We start from the raw sequence: 23,368 nt of genomic DNA, 5'->3' as shown, positions 1-23,368 counted from the left end.
GCGCCAATGGTTTTAGACGCGGTGGGCAACCCACAGACCATCCTGCTGCTCGGCGGCACGTCGGAGATCGGGCTGGCGATCTGCGAACGCTACCTGCAGAACGCGCACGCGCGGATTGTGTTGGCCGCCATGCCCGATGACCCGGGCCGTGATGACGCGAAAGCGCAGATGAAGGCCGCCGGCGCGCGCTCGGTGGAGCTGATCGACTTCGAAGCCACCGACACCGAAAGCCATCCGAAGATGATCGACGCCGCCTTCGCCGCCGGCGATGTCGACGTCGCGATCGTGGCGTTCGGGTTACTCGGTGACGCCGAGGAACTCTGGCAGAACCAGCATAAGGCAGTCCAGATCGCCGAAATCAACTACACCGCAGCGGTTTCCGTCGGCGTGCTGCTAGCTGAGAAGATGCGTGCGCAGGGCTTCGGCCAGATCATCGCGATGAGCTCGGTCGCCGGTGAGCGGGTCCGGCGATCCAACTTCGTCTACGGCTCCACCAAGGCCGGCCTCGACGGCTTCTACCTCGGGCTCGGCGAAGCGCTGAAGCCCAGCGGCGTCCGCGTCCTGGTCATTCGGCCGGGCCAGGTGCGCACCCGGATGAGCGCGCACATCAAGGAAGCCCCGCTGACCGTCGACAAGGAGTACGTCGCTAACCTGGCGGTGACCGCGGCGGCCAAGGGCAAGGAGCTCGTCTGGGCGCCAGGGGCTTTCCGCTACGTGATGATGGTGCTGCGACACATCCCGCGGCCGATCTTCCGCAAGTTGCCCATCTAGATGCGGAGCGCGCTGGCCACCGTCGGCCACATGGCGTTCGCGGTTGCGATTGCCGCGGTGGTGTCGGTGATCTCCCTGATGGCCATCGAACGGGTCGAATGGCCGGCCTACCCGTCGTCGAATCAGCTGCACGCGCTGACGACGGTCGGCCAGGTCGGCTGCATCGTCGGATTGCTGGTCGTCGGCTGGCTGTGGCGGCGAAACCGACCGTTGGCCAGGCTGTTCGCGCTGGTGTTCCTGTCCGCGTTCGCGGTGGTGACGCTCGCGATGCCGCTGGGCGCCACCAAGCTCTACCTGTTCGGCATCTCCGTCGACCAGCAGTTCCGCACCGAATACCTGACCCGATTCGCTGACAGCGCGTCGCTGCACGACATGACCTACCTCGGTCTGCCCCCGTTCTATCCGCCGGGCTGGTTCTGGATCGGCGGACGCATCGCGGCACTGACCGGGACCCCGGCCTGGGAGATATACAAGCCGTGGGCGATCGCCTCGATCACGGTCGCGGTCGCGGTCGCATTGGTGTTGTGGTGGCGGATGATCCGCTTCGAGTACGCGCTGATCGTCGCTACCGCGACCGCCGCTGTCGCGCTGGCCTACAGCTCCCCAGAGCCGTACTCCGCGATGATCACGGTGCTGCTGCCGCCGGTGCTGATCCTGACCTGGTCGGGCTTGCGCGCGGCCGAACGTGCGGCTGGCCGCACACTCGCACAGGGCGGGTGGGCCGCGGTGATTGGGGCCGGGATATTTCTCGGGTTTGCGGCGACCTTGTATAACCTGCTATTGGCCTACAGCGCGTTCACCGTGGTGCTGATGGCGCTGGTGCTGACGGCATCCCGCTGGCGTTACGGCGTGAAGGCGGCCCTTGACCCGCTGGTTCGGCTGGCCGCCATTGCCGTCGTCGCGGCGGCGATCGCCGCGACGACCTGGCTGCCGTTCCTGCTGCGCGTGACCCACGACCCGATCAGCAACACTGGCAGCGCCTTTCACTACCTGCCCGCCGATGGCGCCGAGCTGACCTTCCCGATGCTCCAGTTCACCTTGCTCGGCGCACTCTGCATGCTCGGCACGCTGTGGCTGGTGGTGCGAGCCCGCGCGTCAGTGCGGGCGGCCGGCCTGGCGATCGGCGTGGTGGCGGTCTACCTGTGGTCGCTGCTGTCGATGCTGGCGACGCTGGCGCGCACGACCCTGCTGTCGTTTCGGCTGCAGCCGACGCTGACGGTGTTGCTGGCCAGCGCCGGCGTCTTCGGCTTCATCGAGCTCACCCTCGCACTGGCCGCCCTGGCGCAGGAAAGGAGCCGCGACCATGCCTGGGGCCGCAGCGCGCTCCCGGTGGCGACCGCGATCGGACTCGCCGGGGCGATTGCGTTCAGCCAGGACATCCCCGAGGTGCTGCGCCCCGATCTCACCATCGCCTACACCGACACCGACGGCCACGGCCAGCGCGGCGACCGCCGCCCGCCGGGCTCCGAGAAGTTCTACCCGTCGATCGACGCCGCAATCACCCGGGCCACTGGACGGCCCCGAGACCAAACCGTGGTGCTGACGGCCGACTACAGCTTCCTGTCCTACTACCCTTATTGGGGCTTTCAGGGGCTGACGTCGCATTACGCCAACCCGCTCGCGCAGTTCGACAAGCGCGCGGCCGCGATCAACACCCTCGCCAAGCTCAAAACCCCGGATCAGTTGATCCGCGCACTCGACGCGCTGCCCTGGGCGCCGCCGACGGTGTTCCTGCTGCGCCATGGCGGCTCGGCGGGCGCTGAATCTGGTCCTAACAGCAGCTACACCCTGCGGCTGGCCGAAGACGTCTACCCCAACCAGCCGAACGTCCGCCGCTACACGGTCGAGCTGGGCGCCGCCCTGTTCGCTGACCCCCGGTTCACCGTCACCAGCATCGGCCCGTTCGTGTTGGCCGTCCGCAAGCCCAACTAACATCAACGTCCGTGAGCCGCGCCGTCGACGATGCAGAGCGAAGCGATGCTGAGGAGCGGCGCCCATGAGCAGAGCCGTCGACGATGCAGAGCGAAGCGCTGAGCAGGCGCCGCCCTCATCGACCGACGCCGGAGCGAAGTACCGCGCCGCCCGTGCCGTCGCCGTCGTCGCCGGTTTGCTCGGGGCCCTGCTGGCGATCGCAACTCCGCTGCTGCCGGTCAAACAGACCACGGCGCAGCTGAACTGGCCGCAAAACGGCGTGCTGGGCAGCGTGGAAGCGCCGCTGATCGGCTACGTCGCCACCGACTTATCCATCAGCGTTCCGTGCCAGGCCGCCGCCGGGGTGGCCGGGCCGGGCAACACCGGCAAGACAGTGGTGTTGTCCACGGCGCCCAAGCAGGCGCCCAAGGCCGTCGACCGCGGTTTGTTGATCGAGCGCGCGAAAGACGACCTGCTGGTCATCGTGCGCAACACCCCGGTCGTCGTCGCACCGCTGAACCAAGTGCTCAGCGGCGCCTGCCAGAAGTTGGTTTTCACCGCCCATGCTCAGAAGGTCGCCGGCGAATTCGTCGGCCTGAAACAGGGGCCCAATGCCGAGCATCCCGGCGCTGCGTTGCGCGGCGAGCGCAGCGGATACGACTTCCGCCCGCAGATCGTCGGAGTGTTCACCGATCTGAGCGGACCGGCCCCGCCGGGCCTGACCTTCTCGGCCACCGTCGACACCCGCTACAGCAGCTCGCCGACGCGGGTGAAGATGGCCGCAATGCTCCTCGGGGTGGCGTCGACGATCGCCGCGCTCATCGCGCTGCACATCCTGGACACCTCCGACGGCACCCGGCACCGCCGCTTCCTGCCGCCGCGCTGGTGGTCGATCAGCGGGCTGGACGTGTTGGTCACGCTGGTGCTGGTCTGGTGGCATTTCGTCGGGGCCAACACCGCCGACGACGGCTACATCCTGACCATGGCCCGGGTATCCGAGCATGCCGGATACATGGCGAACTACTACCGCTGGTTCGGCACCCCGGAGGCGCCGTTCGGCTGGTACTACGACCTGTTGGCGCTGTGGGCTCATGTCGGCACCGCCAGCATCTGGATGCGGTTGCCCACCCTGCTGATGGCGCTGGCCTGTTGGTGGGTGATCAGCCGGGAAGTCATCCCGCGGCTCGGGCATGCGGTCAAGACCAGCAGAGCAGCCGCATGGACGGCGGCAGGCATGTTCCTGGCGTTCTGGCTGCCGCTGAACAACGGTCTACGGCCCGAGCCGATCATCGCGCTCGGGATCCTGCTGACCTGGTGTTCGGTCGAGCGCGCCGTCGCGACCAGTCGGCTGCTGCCGGTGGCGATCGCCTGCATCGTGGGGGCGCTGACGCTGTTCTCCGGCCCGACCGGTATCGCCTCGATCGGCGCGCTGCTGGTGGCGATCGGGCCGCTGCGCATCATCTTGCACCGCCGCACCAGGCGGTTCGGTCTGCTGCCGCTGCTCGCGCCGATTCTGGCGGCGGCGACGGTGACGATCATCCTGATCTTCCGGGACCAGACCCTCGCCGGTGAATTCCAGGCCAGCATGCTCAAGTCCGCGGTTGGGCCTTCGCTGAGCTGGTTCGATGAGCACCTTCGCTACGAGCGGCTGTTCATGGCCAGCCCCGACGGGTCCATCGGCCGCCGTTTCGGGCTGCTGGCGTTGCTGGTCGCGCTGGCGGTGTCGGTGGCAATGTCGTTGCGCAAGGGCCGAATTCCGGGCACCGCGGTGGGTCCAAGCCGTCGCATCATCGGCATCACGATCATCTCGTTCATCGCGATGATGTTCACGCCCACCAAGTGGACCCACCACTTCGGCGTGTTCGCCGGGCTGGCCGGTTCGCTGGGCGCGTTGGCAGCGGTGGCGGTGACCGCGGCGGCGATGCGCTCGCGGCGCAACCGCACGCTGTTCGCCGCCGTGGTGTTATTTGTCGTCGCGTTGTCGTTCGCCAGCGTCAACGGCTGGTGGTACGTCTCCAGTTTCGGCGTGCCGTGGTCAAATGCGTTCCCGGAGTGGCATTTCGGGTTCACCACCGGCCTGCTGGGGCTGACGGTGCTGGTGCTGCTGCTGGCCGCCTGGTTCCACTTCATCAACACCGGGAACGACGCCGGGCCCGCCAGCCAGTCGCGGCTCGCCCGAATCGTCGGTTCTCCGTTGGGTATTGCCGCATGGGCACTGGTCTTTTTCGAGGTTCTCTCGCTCACTCTGGGGATGACCGACCAGTATCCGGCGTGGTCGGTCGGTCGCTCCAACCTGCAGGCGCTAACCGGCAAAACCTGCGGGCTGGCCAACGACGTGCTCGTCGAGCAGGATCCCAATGCCGGTATGTTGTCCCCGGTCAACGCACCGGTGAAAGATGCGCTGGGCGCTGGTTTTTCGGACGGATTCGATCCCAATGGCATTCCCGCCGACGTTAGCGCCGACCCGGTGATGGAACGCCCCGGCGACCGCAGTTTCGTCAGCGACGACGGAATGGTCACCAGCAGCGAGGCCGGCACCGAGGGCGGCACCACGCCAGCGCCCGGCATCAACGGCTCGCGTGCCCACTTGCCTTACAACCTCGACGCGGCGCGCACACCGGTGCTGGGAAGTTGGCGGTCCGGCGTGCAGGTTCCGGCGCTACTGCGGTCGGCCTGGTATCGGCTACCGCCGCGTAGCGAGGCGGGGCCGCTGTTGGTCGTGTCAGCCGCGGGCCGCTTCGATTACGGCGAGGTGGAAATCCAGTGGGCCACCGACGAGCAGGCCGCCGCCAACCGCCCCGGCGGGTCGATGGGATTCTTCGATGTCGGCGCGGCGCCCGCGTGGCGCAACCTACGGGCCCCGTTGTCGGCGGTGCCGCGCGACGCCACCCAGGTGCGACTGGTCGCCACCGACGACGACTTGGCGCCGCAGCACTGGATCGCGGTCACCCCGCCGCGAATTCCGCTGCTGCGCACGCTGCAGGACGTCGTCGGCTCGACCGATCCGGTGCTGCTGGATTGGCTAGTCGGCCTGGCCTTCCCCTGCCAGCGACCGTTCGGCCATCAAAACGGTGTGGATGAGGTGCCCAAATGGCGCATCCTGCCCGACCGGTTCGGCGCCGAAGCCAACTCGCCGGTGATGGATAACAACGGCGGCGGCCCACTGGGCATCACTGAATTGCTCGTGCGCCCGAACACGGTTTCGACGTACTTGAAAGACGACTGGGCCCGCGACTGGGGTGCGCTGCAGCAGTTGACGCCGTACGACGCGAATGCCCGGCCGGCCAGGCTTGACCTCGGTTCGGCGACCCGCAGCGGGCTGTGGGGCCCCGCTCCGCTGCGGCAATAAGCAGGGAGCCGAGCTTCGGTGGCCACACGGGTATCTCCAACACCAGCAACCGGGCAATACGCAATGCTGGAATTTGATACGCCGGTGATATCACCGCACCACCAAAGCCTGTCGTGATATCGCATGTGGCCCCAAAAGTGAAAGCGGCATCGTCCCCTGACTCAGTGACAATTGGGACTGATGTGACCAAGTAGGAACCATGGGTGTGAGAAGTTACAAGGCCGCCTGCCGTCGGCCGGCTCGATAAGCGGTGGCGCACGCGGTAAGGGCCAGCAAGGCGAACACGGTAAACGCCGCGCGGGCCGCTGCCACTCCGCCGCCGTCGGCGACGTTCACCACAACACCGGCCAGCCCGGCGCCGAATGCGCCGAAGATCAACTGCACCGAGTTGATTGCGGTCGCGGCGGCGGTGCCCTCGGCGGGGTCGTCGACATCGCCCATTGCCCACGCCGACAGGTGCGGCCAGGCGGCGCCGATACCGACCCCGGTGGCCATCAGTGCCGTCCCACACAAGACGATGACGCCGATCGTCGCGCCCTGGACGTGGGTGGCTCCGGCCAACGCGAGGCCGAGCGCCATCACGACCGGCGCCGTTATCACCACGCCGACGATCGCGCGGGTCTTGTTCAGTGAGCCGCTGCCCAGCCCGCTGATCGTCCAGCCGATCGATAACGCCGCACCCATCAAACCGGCCATGATCGGCCCCAGATGCGCGAGCCGCTGACTGAACAGCGGCACATAAAGGTCGACCTTGGTCGCGGCGACTAGTAATCCCAGGGTCAGATAGACCCACTTCAGCGGACCGAACCCGAAGACGCTGGCGGGCAATACCGCGGTCGGCATCCGCCGATCAACCACCAAGAACGCGCCGACTAGCGCGGCACCGACAATCAGCAGGGCTGCAGTCGCGGCGGTGTTGTGCGGTATCGACGCCACGCTGACGCTCAGCGCCGCGGCGCCCAACAGGATGATCGACGGCAGCGGAATCCGTGTCGCCGCGCGGTCGCAGTTCTGCTCGCAGCTGTCCACGGACAGGATGCCTGGCGCCAGCACGGACATCGCCACACTCGCCATGGCCAGCAGGCCGAAAGCCCACCGCCACGCGCCGAACTGCGCGAAAACACCGCCCAGCGCAGGGCCGAGCAGCGCACCCACGCCCCACATCGCTGACGCCATGGCCGCGCCGCGGCTCCACAACGATCGCGGCAGCACGGCGTTGATCACCGCGAAGCTCAGTCCGCACAGCAAGCCGCCCGCCAGCCCTTGCAGAAAGCGGCCCCCCAACAAGATCTCCATGGTCGGAGCCGCTGCGCATACCAGGCTGCCAACTCCCAGCACCGCGAAACCCAGCAGGTATGACAGGCATGAGCCCACGCGGTGCAGGACTGAATTCACGGTCGCGGCCGCGACCACCGACCCGACGAGGTATAGAGCCGTCACCCACGAATACATCCGCTCGCCGCCGATTTCGCTGACCGTGCTCGGCAGCATGCTGATCGTCAGGAACTCGTTGGTCGAATAGAGCACCACACCCCCGGCGACCACAGCTGACGTTCGCAGATACCGGGTGCTCCACAACTCACGCCAGTGGCCGGTGGCGAATCTCTGTTGATCGATTAAATACACCACCGTCTGCCCACTGAACCATGTTTGGGCTTAGGAGTCGAACCCCTGGGAAGTTGGGCGCGCCATCCCGCTCCTCGGCAGCCCGCCGCGCGGGCTGCGTCGTCGCCGGACGGGGTGCAGTCGCCTACCATCGTCCCTCGTGCCCCACGACGAAAGTGAGCGATCGGCGCGTCAGCTCGCGCGGTTGATCGCCGTCGTCGCGGGGATCGCCGGTGTGTTGCTGTGCGCCGTGGTTCCACTGCTTCCGGTGAAGCAGACCACTGCGACGATCCTGTGGCCGCAGGGCGCCAAAGACGGGCACGTCACCGATATCACTGCGCCGCTGGTGGCCGGGGCGCCGCGCGCACTGGACATTTCCATTCCCTGCCCGGCGATCGCCACCCTGCCCGCCGCCGGCGGCCTGGTGCTTTCGACGCTGCCGGTCAACGGGTTCGAGACGGGCAAAAGCGGGCTGTTCGTTCGGGCCAACAAGGACGCCGTCGTCGTCGCGTTCCGCGACTCGGTTGCGGCCGTTGCGGCACGCTCGGCGGTGAGCTCTCCCGCCTGCCGCGTGCTGCACATCTGGGCCGACGCCGGCGTTGCGGGTGCAGACTTCGTCGGGATACCCGGCGCCGCAGGAACTCTGGCACCGGAGAAGAAGCCGCAGGTCGGCGGGATCTTCACCGACCTGAAAGTGGCTGCGCAGCCGGGGTTGTCGGCTCGCATCGACGTCGACACCCGGTTCATCGTCGCGCCCACCGCACTCAAGAAAGCCGTGCTGGCCCTGGGCGGGCTCGCGGTATTGACCTCGCTGGTCGCGCTGGCTGTCCTGGACCGGCGCTCGGGGCGGCGGATGCCGCGCACCTGGCGGCGGTGGCTGCACGTCGGCGTCGCCGCCTGGCTCGCCGACGTCGCCGTGATCGCGACGTTGCTGCTCTGGCACGTCATCGGCGCGATTTCGTCGGACGACGGCTACAACCTGACCATCGCCCGAGTGTCGGGCCAGGCCGGATACCTGGCCAACTACTACCGGTTCTTCGGGACGCCCGAGGCGCCGTTCGACTGGTATCCCGCGGTGCTTGCGCAGATGGCTTCGGTGAGCACCGCCGGGGTATGGATGCGGCTACCGGCCACGCTGGCCGGAATAGGCTGCTGGTTGGTCATCAGCCGCTACATGTTGCGCCGGCTGGGCCCGGCAAGGGGCGGGCTGGCCGCCAACCCGGTGGCGGTGCTGACCGCCGGCGCGGTGTTCCTCGCCGCCTGGCTGGCGTTCAACAACGGCTTGCGGCCCGAGCCGCTGATCGCCTTGGGGGTGGTGGTCACCTGGGCGCTGGTCGAGACCGCGATCGCCACCCGCCGGCTGGTGCCCGCGGCGGTGGCGATCGTGGTGGCGACGCTCACCGCGACGTTGGCGCCGCAGGGGTTGATCGCCGTCGCCGCACTGCTCACCGGCGCGCGTGCGATCGCCCGGATGATCGCGCGGCGCCGGGCGGCTGACGGCGTGCTGGCGCCGCTGGCGGTGTTGGCGGCCTCGTTGTCGCTGATCACCCTCGTGGTGTTTCGCGCACAGACGCTGGCCACGGTCGCCGAGTCGGCCCGCATCAAGTACAAGGTCGGGCCGACCATCGCGTGGTACCAAGACTTCCTGCGCTACTACTTCCTGACGGTCGAGAGCAACTCCGACGGCTCGATGACCCGGCGCTTCGCCGTGCTGGTGCTGCTGCTGTGCCTGTTCGCTGTGCTGGTGGTGCTGCTGCGGCGCGGCCGGATGCAAGGGCTGGCCAGCGGCCCGGCCTGGCGGCTGATCGGCACCACCGCGATCGGTTTGTTGCTGTTGACGTTCACGCCGACGAAGTGGGCCATCCAGTTCGGCGCGTTCGCCGGACTGGCCGGCGCGCTCGGCGCGGTCACCGCGTTCGTCTTCGCCCGCATCGGCCTGCACAGCCGCCGCAACCTGACGCTCTACGTCACCGCGCTGCTGTTCCTGCTGGCGTGGGCCACCTCCGGCGTCAACGGCTGGTTCTACGTCGGCAACTACGGGGTGCCGTGGTTCGACATCCAGCCCGTCATCGCCAGCCACCCGGTGACGTCGATGTTTTTGACGCTGTCGATCCTGACCGGCCTGCTGGCCGGCTGGTACCACTTCCGGATGGACTACGCCGGGCACACCGAGGTCACCGACAACCGACGCAACCGCGTCCTGGCCTCCACCCCGCTGCTGGTGGTCGCGACGATCATGGTGCTCGGCATGGTGAGTTCGCTGGCCAAGGGCGCGGTGTTCCGCTACCCGCACTACACCATCGCCAAGGCCAACCTGGCCGCGCTGCGTTCGGGGCTTTCGCCGACCAGCTGCGCGATGGCCGACGATGTCCTCGCCGAGCCCGACCCCAATGCCGGCCTGCTGCAACCAGTTCCGGGTCAGCGTTTCGGGCCCGCGGGACCGCTCGGCGGAATCAACCCCGTCGGTTTCAAGCCCGACGGTGTCGGCGAGGACCTGCAGTCCGACCCGGTGGTCACCAAACCCGGGCTGGTCAACTCCGACGCCTCACCCAACAAACCCAATGTCGCCTACAGCGACTCGGCGGGCACCGCCGGCGGCAAGGGCCCGGTCGGGGTCAACGGCTCACACGCCGCGCTGCCGTTCGGGCTGGATCCCGCCCGCACCCCGGTGATGGGCAGCTACGGCGAAAACTCGCAGGCCGCGACCGCGACCTCGGCCTGGTATCGGCTGCCGCCCCGCACGCCGGCGCGCCCGCTGGTGGTGGTCTCGGCGGCTGGCGCGATCTGGTCGTACAAGGAGGACGGCAACTTCACCTACGGGCAGTCGCTGAAACTCGAATGGGGTGTGGCCCGGCCCGACGGCGGCATCGCGCCTCTCGGGCAGGTGCAGCCGATCGACATCGGGCCGCAGCCGGCGTGGCGCAACCTGCGGTTCCCGCTGACCTGGGCGCCGCCGGAGGCCAACGTGGCGCGCATCGTCGCCTACGACCCGAACTTGAGCTCGGAGCAGTGGTTCGCGTTCACGCCGCCGCGGGCGCCGGTGCTGCAGAGCCTGCAGCAGCTGATCGGGTCGGCGGCCCCGGTGCTGATGGACATCGCGACCGCCGCGAACTTCCCCTGCCAGCGGCCGTTCTCCGAACACCTCGGCATCGCCGAGCTTCCGCAGTACCGGATCATGCCCGACCGCAAGCAGACGGCGTCGTCGTCGAACCTCTGGGAAGCGTCCAAGTCCGGCGGGCCCTTCCTGTTCACCCAGGCGATGCTGTGGACCGCCACCATCCCCACCTACCTGGGCGGCGACTGGTACCGCGACTGGGGATCGGTGGAGCGCTACAACCGGCTGGTGCCGGCTGACCAGGCGCCGAACGCGACCGTCGACCAGGGCGTCGTCACGGTGTACGGCTGGACCCGCCAAGGACCGATTCGAGCACTCCCGTGAGCCACGACGTGCGGGTGACCCGCTGGGTGGCGACGATCGCCGGGCTGATCGGGTTCGTGCTGTCGGTGGCCACGCCGCTGTTGCCGGTCGTGCAGACCACCGCGACGCTGAATTGGCCGCAGCACGGCCAACTGACCAACGTGACCGCGCCGCTGATTTCGCAGACACCCGGCACGATGACGGTCACCGTGCCGTGCGCGGCGGTCCGCGCGATGCCCGCGGGCGGCGGCATGCTCCTGGGCACCGCGCCGAAGAAGGGCAAGGACGCCACCCTCGACGGTCTGTTCGTCAACGTCACCCGAACCCGGGTCGACGTCACCGACCGCAACGTGGTGATCGAAAGCGTGCCGCGCAGCCAGGTGAGCAGTCCGCAGTGCCAGCACATCGACATCACCTCCACGCGGGCCGGCACGTTCGCCACCTTCGTCGGATTGACCGACGCCGCAGGCAAACCCGTCAGCAGCGGCTTCGCCGATCCGAACCTGCGCCCACAGATCGTCGGCGTGTTCACCGACATGACCGGTCCCGCGCCGCCCGGACTGCGGCTTTCGGCCAGCATCGACACCCGGTTTTCCACCACACCGACGACGCTGAAGCTCACCGCGATGGTGCTGGCGATCGTGGCCACCGTCGTCGCACTGGTCGCGCTGTGGCGCCTCGACCAGCTCGACGGCCACCGGATGCGCCGCCTCATCCCGGCCAACTGGAGGTTCTTCGGCTGGACCGACGCCACGGTGATCGTCGCTTTCCTGCTGTGGCATGTGATGGGCGCCAACTCGTCAGACGATGGCTACATCCTGGGCATGGCCCGCGTCGCCGACCACGCCGGCTACATGTCCAACTACTTCCGCTGGTTCGGCAGCCCCGAGGACCCGTTCGGCTGGTACTACAACCTGCTGGCGTTGATGACCCATGTCAGCGACGCCAGCATCTGGATTCGCTTGCCGGACTTGGTCGCCGGGTTGGTGTGCTGGCTGCTGCTGTCCCGCGAAGTGCTGCCCCGGTTGGGGCCGGCGGTGGCGGCCAGCAAGCCGGCGATGTGGGCGGCGGGCATGGTGTTGCTGGCGGCCTGGATGCCGTTCAACAACGGTCTGCGACCCGAGGCGATCATCGCGGTGGGCTCGCTGATCACCTACGTGCTGATCGAGCGGTCGATGCGGTACAGCCGGCTGACCCCGGCGGCACTGGCCGTCGTGACCGCGGCGTTCACCCTCGGTGTGCAGCCCACCGGGTTGATCGCCGTGGCCGCCCTGGTTGCCGGTGGCCGCCCGATCCTACGCATCCTGGTCCGCCGTCATCGCCTGGTCGGCACCTGGCCACTGGTGGCCCCGTTCCTGGCGGCCGGAACGGTCATCCTCACCGTCGTCTTCGCCGACCAGACACTGTCAACGTTTCTGGAGGCCACCAGGATTCGCAATGCGATCGGGCCCAGTCAGGCGTGGTACACCGAAAACCTACGATATTACTACCTCTTCCTGCCGACGGTCGATGGTTCGCTGTCGCGGCGGTTCGGCTTTTTCATCACGGCGCTGTGCCTGTTTACCGCGGTGTTCATCATGTTGCGGCGCAAGCGAATTCGGGGCGTGGCCCGCGGGCCGGCCTGGCGGCTGATGGGTGTCATCTTCGGCACGATGTTCTTCCTGATGTTCACCCCCACCAAGTGGGTGCATCACTTCGGGCTGTTCGCCGCGGTGGGCGCGGCGATGGCCGCGCTGGCCACGGTGCTGGTGTCGCCGTCGGTGCTGCGCTGGTCGCGAAACCGGATGGCGTTCCTGGCGGCGCTGATGTTCGTGCTCGCGTTGTGCTTCGCGACCACCAACGGTTGGTGGTACGTGTCCAGCTACGGCGTGCCGTTCAACACCACGATGCCGAAGATCGGCGGGGTTTCAATCAGCACACTATTTTTCATATTGTTCGCGATCACGGCCATCTATGCGGCGTGGCTGCACTTCGCCCCCCGCGGCCGCGGCGAAGGCCGGCTGGCCGTCGCGCTGACGAGCGCACCGGTGCCGATCGCAGCCGGCTTCATGGTGGGGGTGTTCGTCGCCTCGATGGCGATCGGCGTCGTCCACCAGTACCCGACCTACTCCAACGGCTGGGCGAACCTGCGGGCGTTCACCGGAGGCTGCGGCCTAGCCGACGACGTGCTCGTCGAGCCGGACACCAACGCCGGCTTCATGGCAGCGTCGCCCGGTAATTACGGTCCGCTGGGCCCGCTGGGCGGCGTTGATCCGGTTGGGTTCACGCCCAATGGCGTGCCGGAACACGTTGTGGCCGAGGCGCTTCGGATGACACCGGAACAGCCTGGCACGGACTACGACTGGGACGCCCCGACAAGGGAGAAGACGCCGGGCGTCAACGGCTCGACGGTGCCGCTGCCCTATGGTCTTGACCCCGCGCGGGTTCCGCTGGCGGGCAGCTACACGACCGGCCCGCAGCAGCAGAGCGCCCTCAAATCGGCCTGGTACCAGCTGCCCCGAGCAGATGACGGGCATCCACTTGTCGTGGTGACCGCCGCAGGCAAGATCGCCGGCAACAGCGTGCTGCACGGCCACACCGACGGGCAGACCGTCGTGCTGGAATACGGCAAGGCGGGGCCCGGCGGCGAGCTGATACCAAGCGGGCGGCTGGTGCCCGACGATCTGTACGGCGAGCAGCCAAAAGCGTGGCGCAACCTGCGTTTCCCGCGCGCCAAGATCCCGGCCGACGCGTCCGCGGTCAGAGTGGTCGCCGAAGATTTGTCACTCACGCCGGAAGACTGGGTCGCGGTCACTCCCCCGCGGGTGCCCGATCTCCGCTCGCTCCAAGAGTACGTCGGCTCGTCGCAGCCGGTGCTGATGGACTGGGCGGTGGGGCTGGCCTTCCCGTGCCAGCGGCCGATGCTGCACGCCGACGGCGTCACCGAAATCCCCAAGTTCCGCATCACCCCGGATTACAACGCCAAGAAGATGGACACCGACACCTGGGAGGACGGCACCAACGGCGGGCTGCTGGGCATCACCGACGTGCTGCTGCGAGCCCACGTGATGGCCACCTACCTGTCCCGCGACTGGGGCCGGGACTGGGGCTCACTGCGAAAGTTCGACACGATCGTGACGGCTCAACCGGCTGAGTTGGAGCTGGGCACCGCCACCCACAGCGGGTGGTGGTCGCCGGGCAAGATGCGGATCAAGCCCTAGCCGCGTCGTCGGGTCGGCGTGATTCAGCGCGGCCGAACGACGGCGATAACAGCGTCGGGCCCGATTGGCCGAATCATTCGGTGGGTACCTGGACGGGGCGCGGCTTGTAACCCCTCACGTGAGCTTCGGTCGGCCGGTGCCCGAAGGCGCCGGTTCGGCTGGGTAAAAGCTGATTGGACGACCGATGAACCCAACCGACGACGGCATCAATATCCGGTTTGCATCCGAGGACGACTTACCGGCGGTGTACGAGAATCAGGCTGATATCTACGGGGTCGACGTCGAACCTCGCGACGTCGCGGCGTGGAAGCGACGAGTCGAGCTTGATGACATTCTGGTCGCGGAGGATATCTCCGATCCGCAGCACCCATATGTGGTCGGCACCTCCCTCTACTACAGACTGTGGCTCACCGTGCCAGGTGGTGCAACGCTGGAAGCTGCGTGGCTGGCGATGATCGCCGTCGCCGCAACACATCAGGGACGCGGCATTTGGCAACAGCTAAGCAGCCGGGGTTTTAGCATACTCATGGAACGCGGTTGCCCCATCCTTTGCGGCGTTCCGACCCAACCGACGGTTTATGAGATCCTGGGCGCCGGTGTCGCCAGCTATTCGCGCACATACAACATCGAGCCACGTTTCACCGAGCTGCGAGCCAAACCCAGCAGGAACCGGGCACGCAAGGTCGCGCGCTCGCAGGCAAAATCCGAATTGCCGACGATCTACGATCGATGGTGTGCTGTGACGCCCGGTGCGCTGAGCCGCAGCAGCGCCTGGTGGGCCGACTTCATGGAAGACAGAGTGACGCAGCGGGATAACGGATCGGCGCTTAACGTCATTACTCACCCGGACGGTTTCCTGACATACCGAGTGATCGGAGCCTCTCCACACGCGTTTCGCCGCCCTTTCGGCACCATGGTTGTCCAAGACTTCTGCCCGGTCACCCAGGAGGCACACTCTGAGCTGCTCGAGGCGCTCGTGGGTTTGAAGATGTTCGACAACATAGCGATCAACGTCCCGGTCGACGACCCGCTCCCGCTCAAACTCAAGGATCAGCTCGCCGCACAGCTGACCGGCGGCAGTGATTTTCTTTGGATGCGGATTATGGACGTGCCCGAAGTGCTTGGTAAGCGGGCGTATTCGGCTGACGTCGACGTCGTACTCGACGTCACAGATCCGCTTGGTGTCGCGGGGGGACGGTTTCTGCTCCAGGCTCGGGACGGCGCCGGAAAGTGCAGCCTCCATGACGGCCCCCCGGACGTCAAGATCGCTCTCGGCGATCTCGGGACGATGTTCATGGGTGCGCATCGAGCGTGGGATCTTGCGAACGCCAACCGCATCACCGAACTGCAAAGCGGTGCGCTAGACAAGCTGGATGCCGCCTTCAGCACCAACCGGGCACCCTATTGCGGCACGCTGTTTTGACATCCCCGCCGCCCAGGGAAGAGCAATGACGGGCAGCGGGGACCCGAACTCAAGGCGTCAATTGCGCGCGGCCCACGTCGCGGTATGCCACGGCGGCGGCGGCGACGGCCGGCGTGGCGCGGGTCGTTGTCACCCCCGTTCGATCTGAAGGCGGCGATACCGCTGCCGGCTTGCGGTTAGGCGGTGACCGCGGTCTTTTGACCGGTGTGGCTGATTTCGATGCGCCGCGGCTTGGCTTTTTCGGCGACCGGGATGGTGAGCCGCAAGACGCCATCGTGGTAGCCGGCTTCGATCTTGTCGGTGTCGAGGTTTTCCCCGAGGAACAGCTGGCGGCTAAACACGCCGCGGGGGCGTTCGGCGGAGACCATTTCGCGGCTTTGGTCTAGGTCTGGACGTTCGGCCCGTACCGTCAACACATTGCGTTCGACGTCGAGGTCAATCGAATCGGCGTTTACACCAGGCACGTCGAACTCGACGATGAAGCGGTCGCCGTCTCGCCAGGCGTCCATGGGCATGACCGCAGGCCGGGCTGACGTGCCGAATACCTGTTGGGTCAAGCGGTCCAGGTCGCGGTATGGATCTGTACGCATCAACACCATGTTTCACCTCCCGTTTACGGCAGACAATCTATGTCTGTGAAGCCAGTTTTGTGATATCACAGGCCGGCGGGGTTGTGCAAGTAGGAACGACAAGGTTTTTCTGGGCGGTCCAATGTCGCGACGTAGACGGGTGAGACGGCACTTGGCCGGCGGGACGGGCGCGCCTATTCGAGTGTGAGCAGAGGCGCCGCCCGATGACCTTTGTCTAAAGGCCCCCTGTCGGCTGACCTGTCGCCGAGCGGTGAACCTAGATCGGGATCAGGCCGTGCTTACGGCCGACTCGCCGGTGGATCTGCTTGTCGCGCAACAGATGTAGCGACTTGCGCAGCAGCAGCCGGGTGTCGTGCGGTTCGATGACGGCGTCGATAAAGCCGCGTTCAGCCGCGGTCCAGGGGATCGCCATGTTGAGGTTGTAGCCGTCGATGAAATCCTTTTTGATCGCCTGCGCCTCAGGCGTGTGCGGGTCGGGGAAGCGCCTCATCAGCAGTTGCGCGGCGCCCTCGGCGCCGATCACCGCGATGCGCGCGGTGGGCCACGCGAAGTTGAAGTCGGCGGTCAGCTGCCTGGAGCCCATCACGGCGTAGGCGCCGCCGTAGGACTTGCGCACGGTAATCGTCACCTTCGGCACGTCGGCCTCCACCACCGCGTACAGGAATCGCCCACCGCGCTTGATGATGCCGTTCTTCTCCTGCTCGACGCCGGGCAGAAAGCCCGGGGTGTCGACGACGAACACCAGTGGCACATCGAACGCGTCGCAGAACCGTATGAACCGGGCCGCTTTGTCGGAAGCCTCATTGTCGATCGAGCCCGACAGGTGCGTGGGCTGGTTGGCCACCACGCCCACCGGACGCCCGTCCACCCGGGCGAATCCGGTGATGATGGCCGGCCCGCTCTGCGCAGCGACGTCGAGGAAATCGCCGTCGTCGAAGATCCGCAGCAGAATCTCGTGCATGTCGTAGGCCATGTTGTCGGAGTCCGGCACAATCGAGTCGAGCTCAAGGTCGGTCGGAGTGACCTGCGGCTCCAGACCGGGGTTGACGATCGGCACCTTGTCGAAGCAGTTCGACGGTAAAAACGACAGGAAGTCGCGCACGTACTGGAAAGCGGCTTCCTCGGATTCGACGACCTGGTGCAGGTTTCCGTAGCGGGCCTGAGCGTCGGCGCCGCCGAGCTCGTCGAGGCTGACCTCTTCGCCGGTGACTTCCTGGATGACGTCCGGCCCGGTGACAAAGAAGTAGCCCTGGTCACGCACCGCGACCAAAAGGTCGTCTTGGATTGGTGAATACACCGCTCCCCCGGCGCATTTACCGAAAATGAGGGAGATCTGCGGCACCAATCCAGATAGCGCCTCGTGGCGGCGACCCAGCTCGGCGTACCACGACAGCGAGGTCACCGCGTCCTGGATACGGGCGCCGCCGGAGTCGTTGATGCCGACGATCGGGCACGCCACCATCGCGCACCACTCCATCAGGTCGGCAACCTTGCGCCCGAACATCTCTCCGACCGAGCCGCCGAAAACCGTCTGGTCGTGGGAGAACACCCCGACCGGCCGGCCGTCGACGGTCCCGCGGCCGGTGACCACGCCGTCGCTGTAGGGCGCGGTGGAATCCCCGGGGGTGCTGCGGGCCAGCGCCCCAGTCTCGAGGAAGCTACCCGGATCCAACAGGGCGTGAACCCGGGAACGGGCGCTCGGGAGGCCCTTCTTGTCGCGCCTGGCGATTGCCTTCGGATCACCGGGTTCCTTGGCAAGTTCCAGTTTTTCCCGGAGTTCGGCCAGCAGTTCGGCGGTGGTCTTGGTGGTCACTTAGGCTCGCTCTCAGCTTGAATCTTGCCCAGCGCCTGGGTCATGTGCGCGCCGACCTTGGCGATGATCGGCTCGTCGATGGCCTGGATGTGTTCGCCGCCGATCGGCACGACTTCCAGATCCGAAACGTACTCGCCCCAGCCGCCGTCGGGCTTGCGGGTGGCATAGCGCGGCTCGAACGTGATCGCGTCGTCGTGGTAACGGTCGGCCATGTACAGCGTGACGTGGCCGTCGTAGGGCCGGACTTTGACGGTGTCGATGGCCCGGTTGTCCAGATACGAGGTGCGCTGGTGTTCGATGATCCCGCCGGGGATCTGCACTCCGCTGGCCTTGACCGCCTCCAGCACCAACTTGACCTGGCCCTCGTCGTCGAGCTCTTCGAGTTGTTCGTACGGGATTTCGGGGATCTCGACGTTGAAGGTCCGCTCGGCGAACCGCGCGTAGCGCTCCCAGCGTTTGCGGGTCTCCTCCTTGGTCTGCGGGATCTCCTCGCCGGCGCGCACCGCGTCGATCAGCCCGACGAACGGAACGTCGCAGCCCTGTTGCTTGAGTCCGATCGCGCAGGCGTAGGCCAGGACCCCGCCCAGCGACCAGCCGACCAGGATGAACGGCCCGTCGCCCTGCAGCTCGCGCAGCTTGGGAACATACTGTGCGGCGCGCTCTTCGATGCTGCCCTCGACGCGCTCGAAGCCGTACATCGGGACATCCGGTGGCAGGCGGCCCAGCAGCGGCTCGTAGACCACCGTCGATCCCCCGGCGGGGTGGAACACGAACACCGGTGGCCTGGAAGGCCCAGCGGAGCCTTCGGGCCTGGCGCGCAGCGTCCGCACGAAACCGTCGATCTGACCCGCCTCGAGGTATTCACGCACGGTGGTCGCCAGCTCTTCGATGGTCGCGGCGGCGTTGACGTCGTCGGCGGTGATCGACCCCTCGGCGCGCTCGGAAAGCCGCTGCGCCAGCTTGTCGGCAGCGTCGTCGTCGAGCTTGGGCAACGGGTTGAAGATGCCACCCGGCGACTTGCCGGTGACGATCGCCCAGGCGGCGAACGTGACCCGCTCGGCCGCATCGCGTGGCGGCACGTCGGAGCCCAGCGCGTCGGCGACGGCCTGCTGGTTGAGCGCCTGCGCGGCGGCGGCCAGGTTGGGCTGCGCGGCGGCAGCCGGGCCGGCCGGGTTGCTCGGCGGCGGCGGGACCGGCGCGTCGGAAGCCGGCGGCGGGGCCTGCGTCTGCGGTTCGGCCTGCGGGTCGGCGGCCGGGCTCACCGAAGCTGGTGTGGCACCGGACAATAGCGCCGCCTGCTCCTTGGCGATCTCCTCGGGCGTTTGGGTCTTCTGGTGTTCGTACAGCTCCGCCACCTCGTCGCGGTGTTCGATCGCGTACGTGATGAGCTGCTCGACGGCGTAGAGGTTGGCGTCGCGGACGGCCTGCAGCTGGATCGGTGGCATGTCGAAGTCGTATTCGATGCGGTTCTTGATCCGCACGGCCATCATCGAGTCCAGGCCGAGCTCGATCAGCGGCACCTCCCAGGGCAGGTCCTCGGGCTCATAGCCCATCGCCATCGACACGATGGCGGCCAGCCGCTCGCGCACGGTTTCGCCGGAATCCGGTGACCACCGACTCAATCCGGCTACTTGCCGCGCGGTCAGGCTGTCGGTAAGGGTGTCGGCATCGTCTTGCTGATCAGCCGGCCCGGCAACCGCTGCAGGCGCAGCGATGGCCCCACCGGCGCCGACGGCCGTCGGCAGCGCCGACGACTGGCCGGCCCGCGATACCAGCGCGTCGTAGACCAGCGTGAAGGACTCGTCGATGCGCGCGTGGATCTGAACGGCCGCCCCGCCGGGGTGGCGGGTCAGCGTCGTCACCAACCTGGCGTTCTCGGCGGGCACTGCCCGCTGCTCGGAGGCCACCAATTGTGCATCCGGAAGTACTTGTGTCGCAGCGGCGTTCACCAAAGCGGCCAGGTCGGTCGCGCCACGCGGCGCGTACTCCCACACGTGCCGGCCATCGGGCATCGCCACGTGGGCGCCGGGCATCAGCACCGACCCGTCACCGGAGAAGTGGGCGCCCAGCCAGTGCTCCTTGCGGCGGAACCGGGTCGGCGGGATGTTCGCGTAGCCATCGGGACCGCTAGCGCGTGAAAATAACGTGCGGATGTCGAGGTCGTGCCCGTAGACGAACAACTGCGCCATCGCCGAGGTCATCGCGTCGACGTCGTCGGTCTTGCGGGCCAGCGTCGGGATCAGTTGCGGGTCCGGCAATCCCGCGGCAGCGGTGGTCAGACCGACCTGCATCAGCGCGACCGGGTTGGGCGCGAGCTCCAGGAAGGTGGTGTGGCCGCTGTCGACGGCGTTGCGGACGCCGTGGGTGAAGTAGACCGAGCGCCGCATTCCCTTGAGCCAGTAGGCGACATCGTGGATCGGTTCGCCGCCGGGCTTGATGTAGCGGCCCTCGTGCACGGTCGAGAAGATCCCGACGGTCGGGCTCAGCGGCGTGATGCCCTGCAGTTCCGCGGAGAACTCACCGAGCAGCGGATCCATCTGCGAGGTGTGGCCGGCGCCCTTGGTCTGAAGTTTGCGGGCGAAGCGGCCCTCCGCTTCGCAGCGCGCGACGATCCCATCGATCTGCTCGGGCGGGCCGCCGATCACGGTCTGGCTGGGCGCGGCGTAGACGCACACCTCCAGGTCGGGGAAGTCGGCGAACACGGTCTTGAGCTCGTCGGCGGAATACTCGACCAGCGCCATCAGCCGGATGTATTCACCGAACAGCATCGCTTCGCCCTCGCCCATCAGATGCGAGCGCGAGCAGATCACCCGGGTGGCGTCTTGCAGCGACAGCCCGCCGGAGAAGTAGGCCGACGCAGGCTCGCCCAGCGACTGTCCTACTACCGCAGCGGGTTTGGCGCCGTGATGTTTGAGCAACTCACCCAGCGCGATCTGGATCGCGAAGATGACGACGTTGCTGGTCTCGATGCCGTATTCGTGGGAGTCGTCGAGGATCAGCTCGAGCACCGAGTAGCCCCGCTCGTCCTGGATCAGCGCGTCGACCTTCTCGATCCACGTGGCGAAGACCTCGTTGCGCAGATACAGGCTCTTGCCCATCTTGCGGTGCTGCGCGCCGAAACCGGCCATCGCCCACACCGGGCGGCTGGCCACCGGCCCGTCGGTGCTGAACACGTTCGGCTTGGTCTTGCCGTCGGCGATCGCCCGCAGTCCCTTGATGGCTTCGTCGTGGTCGTGGGCCAGCACCACGGCGCGGGAACGGCCGTGGTTACGGCGCGACAGTGAGCGGCCGATCGACTCCAGCGACGACGCTTGGCCTTCCGGGCTTTCCATCCAGTCGGCCAGCTCCGCGGCGGCGATCTTCTTGCGGGATGTCAGAAACGCCGACACCGCCAGCGGCACCATCGGCGCCGGCAGCTCTTCGGCTGCAAGCTCTTGCAGAGCAATCTCTTTGAGCCGCAACGCTTCCTCGGTGATCCCGGGCAGCCTGTATTCGGCCGCCGCCGGCGCATGCTCGTCCTCGATGAACTCGCCGTACTCGTCGAAGCGCACCCCGCCGACAAACGAGCCGGGCTGCTGGTCCGCGGCCTTGGGCTCAGCACCGCACTGCGGCTCCGGTTCACGTTCCACCACGTCGCGCGGCAAGACCTCGCGCAGCACCACGTGCGCGTTGGCGCCGCCGAAACCGAAGCCGGATACGCCAGCCACCGCGTAACCGCCGTAGCGCGGCCAGTCGGCGGCGGTGTCCAGGACGCGCAGATGCGCCGTATCGAAGTCGATGTACGGGTTGGGCCCGGCGTAGTTGATCGACGGCGGCAGCTTGTCGTGGTGCAGGGCCAGCACCATCTTGGCCAGGCTGGCCGCGCCGGCGGCCGATTCCATATGTCCGACATTGGTTTTCACCGCGCCCAGCAGCGCCGGCTTGTCGGCGGCACGTCCGCGACCGATCACCCGGCCGAGCGCCTGCGCCTCGATCGGGTCGCCGAGCACTGTTCCGGTGCCGTGCGCCTCGATGTAGTCGACCGTGCGCGGGTTGATGCCGGCGTCCTTGTAGGCCCGGCGCAGCACGTCGGCCTGCGCGTCCGGGTTGGGCGCGATCAAGCCGTTGGACCGCCCGTCGTGGTTGACCGCGCTGCCGGCGATCACCGCGAGAATCGCATCGCCGTCGCGGCGGGCGTCGTCGACCCGCTTGAGCAGCAGCATCGCGCCGCCTTCGGAGCGGGTGTAGCCGTCGGCGTCGCAGGAGAACGATTTGATCCGGCCGTCGGGCGCAAGTACCTGACCGATCTCGTCGAAACCGAGCGTGACCACCGGGGTGATCAGCGCATTGACCCCACCGGCGACGGCCATGTCGCATTCACCGCTGCGCAGCGCCTGCACCGCCTGGTGCGTCGCGACCAGCGAGCTCGAGCACGCGGTGTCGACCGCGACCGACGGGCCGTGGAAGTCGTAGAAGTAGGAAACCCGGTTCGCGACAATCGAACTCGCGTTGCCGGTGATCGCGTACGGGTGAGCGACGGTCGGGTCCGACATCGCCAGGAAGCTGTAGTCGGCGACGGAGGTGCCGACGAACACGCCGACGGATTCGCCGCGCAGGCTCGACGCCGGGATGCGGGCGTGCTCGAGCGCCTCCCAGGTCAGCTCGAGTGCCATCCGCTGCTGCGGGTCGATGTTGTCGGCTTCGGTCTTGGACAACGCGAAGAACTCGGAGTCGAAGCCCTTGATGTCTTTGAGGTAGCCGCCGCGGGTGCGGGCCTTGCTAACCCGCTCGGCGATCCGCGGCTCTTCGGTGAACTCCGACCAGCGGCCCTCGGGCAGATCGGTGATGGCGTCGCGACCCTCCAGCAACGCCTGCCACGTCTGTTCAGGACTGTTCATGTCGCCGGGGAGCCGGGTGGCCAGGCCCACCACCGCGATGTCGACCCGCTCCACCGGCCCGCTGCGCGTCCAGTCGGTGTCGTCGGAGGTCGCATCGTCGTCGGGATCGCCCTCGACGATCCAGGTAGCCAGCGCTTCGACAGTCGGATGCTCGAAGGCGGCCGCGATCGACACCGTCACCCCGGTGCGGTCCTCGATGTCGGCGGCCATCGCCACCGCATCGCGCGACGACAGACCCAGCTCCACCATCGGCGTCGCCTCGTCGATGGCGTCGGGCGCCTGCCCGGTGGCGGTGCCGATCCAGTTGCGCAACCACTGCCGCACCTCGATGACGGTCATGTCGGTGCGCGCTGATGCGACAGCGCCGTCGGTCACTGGTTGGAAATCGGTGTCTGTATCAGTCATGTTGGG

The 23,368-nt window shown here is 67.4% G+C and carries 10 protein-coding genes; 6 read left to right on the top strand and 4 right to left on the bottom strand.

The features are described from left to right. Nucleotides 1–6: 6 nt before the first annotated feature. From dprE2 to M5I08_RS00565, 3 genes are all read left to right on the top strand, one after another. Nucleotides 7–771, top strand: coding sequence for a decaprenylphospho-beta-D-erythro-pentofuranosid-2-ulose 2-reductase (dprE2, locus tag M5I08_RS00575; protein ID WP_219066527.1), 765 nt, complete (start codon nt 7–9; stop codon nt 769–771). After that, nucleotides 772–2,703, top strand: coding sequence for a galactan 5-O-arabinofuranosyltransferase (locus tag M5I08_RS00570; RefSeq protein WP_219066528.1), 1,932 nt, complete (start codon nt 772–774; stop codon nt 2,701–2,703). A gap of 64 nt (nt 2,704–2,767) precedes the next feature. Then, entirely contained in the window at nt 2,768–6,031 is a 3,264-nt protein-coding gene (locus tag M5I08_RS00565; RefSeq protein WP_219066529.1) for an arabinosyltransferase domain-containing protein, read from the top strand. A gap of 213 nt (nt 6,032–6,244) precedes the next feature. On the opposite strand, the gene M5I08_RS00560 is transcribed toward M5I08_RS00565, so the two are convergent. After that, entirely contained in the window at nt 6,245–7,657 is a 1,413-nt protein-coding gene (locus tag M5I08_RS00560; protein ID WP_249763014.1) for an MFS transporter, read from the bottom strand. A 139-nt stretch (nt 7,658–7,796) separates the two neighbouring features. On the opposite strand from M5I08_RS00560, the gene M5I08_RS00555 reads away from it, so the two are divergent. The 3 genes from M5I08_RS00555 (at nt 7,797) to M5I08_RS00545 (ending at nt 15,677) form a co-directional block, all read left to right on the top strand. Beyond that, a complete protein-coding gene (locus M5I08_RS00555; protein WP_219066530.1) occupies nt 7,797–11,075 on the top strand; it encodes an arabinosyltransferase domain-containing protein in 3,279 nt (1,092 codons plus the stop codon). Further along, a complete protein-coding gene (locus M5I08_RS00550) occupies nt 11,039–14,254 on the top strand; it encodes an arabinosyltransferase domain-containing protein (RefSeq protein ID WP_219066583.1) in 3,216 nt (1,071 codons plus the stop codon). Before M5I08_RS00555 ends, M5I08_RS00550 begins: the two co-directional genes overlap by 37 nt. Nucleotides 14,255–14,438: 184 nt before the next feature. Continuing rightward, nucleotides 14,439–15,677, top strand: coding sequence for a GNAT family N-acetyltransferase (locus M5I08_RS00545; protein WP_219066531.1), 1,239 nt, complete (start codon nt 14,439–14,441; stop codon nt 15,675–15,677). A 176-nt stretch (nt 15,678–15,853) separates the two neighbouring features. Here M5I08_RS00545 and M5I08_RS00540 read toward each other — a convergent pair whose 3' ends face one another. The 3 genes from M5I08_RS00540 to pks13 form a co-directional block, all read right to left on the bottom strand. Then, nucleotides 15,854–16,276: an Hsp20/alpha crystallin family protein gene (locus tag M5I08_RS00540; RefSeq protein WP_304502938.1), complete on the bottom strand. Its 423-nt coding sequence runs from the start codon at nt 16,274–16,276 to the stop codon at nt 15,854–15,856. 247 nt (nt 16,277–16,523) lie between these two features. Continuing rightward, on the bottom strand, nt 16,524–18,080 hold the full coding sequence (locus tag M5I08_RS00535; RefSeq protein WP_219066532.1) for an acyl-CoA carboxylase subunit beta: 1,557 nt from the start codon (nt 18,078–18,080) through the stop codon (nt 16,524–16,526). Continuing rightward, the gene (gene pks13, locus M5I08_RS00530; protein ID WP_219066533.1) at nt 18,077–23,362 is read right to left on the bottom strand and encodes a polyketide synthase Pks13; all 5,286 of its coding nucleotides are present in this window, start codon (nt 23,360–23,362) and stop codon (nt 18,077–18,079) included. Before pks13 ends, M5I08_RS00535 begins: the two co-directional genes overlap by 4 nt. Nucleotides 23,363–23,368 lie beyond the last annotated feature (6 nt).

The sequence above is a fragment of the Candidatus Mycobacterium methanotrophicum genome (assembly GCF_023515995.1).
Classification (GTDB): Bacteria; Actinomycetota; Actinomycetes; order Mycobacteriales; family Mycobacteriaceae; genus Mycobacterium; species Mycobacterium methanotrophicum.
The sequence above is the reverse complement of the archived record's forward strand: the minus strand, read 5'-3'. Positions and strand labels throughout refer to the sequence as shown.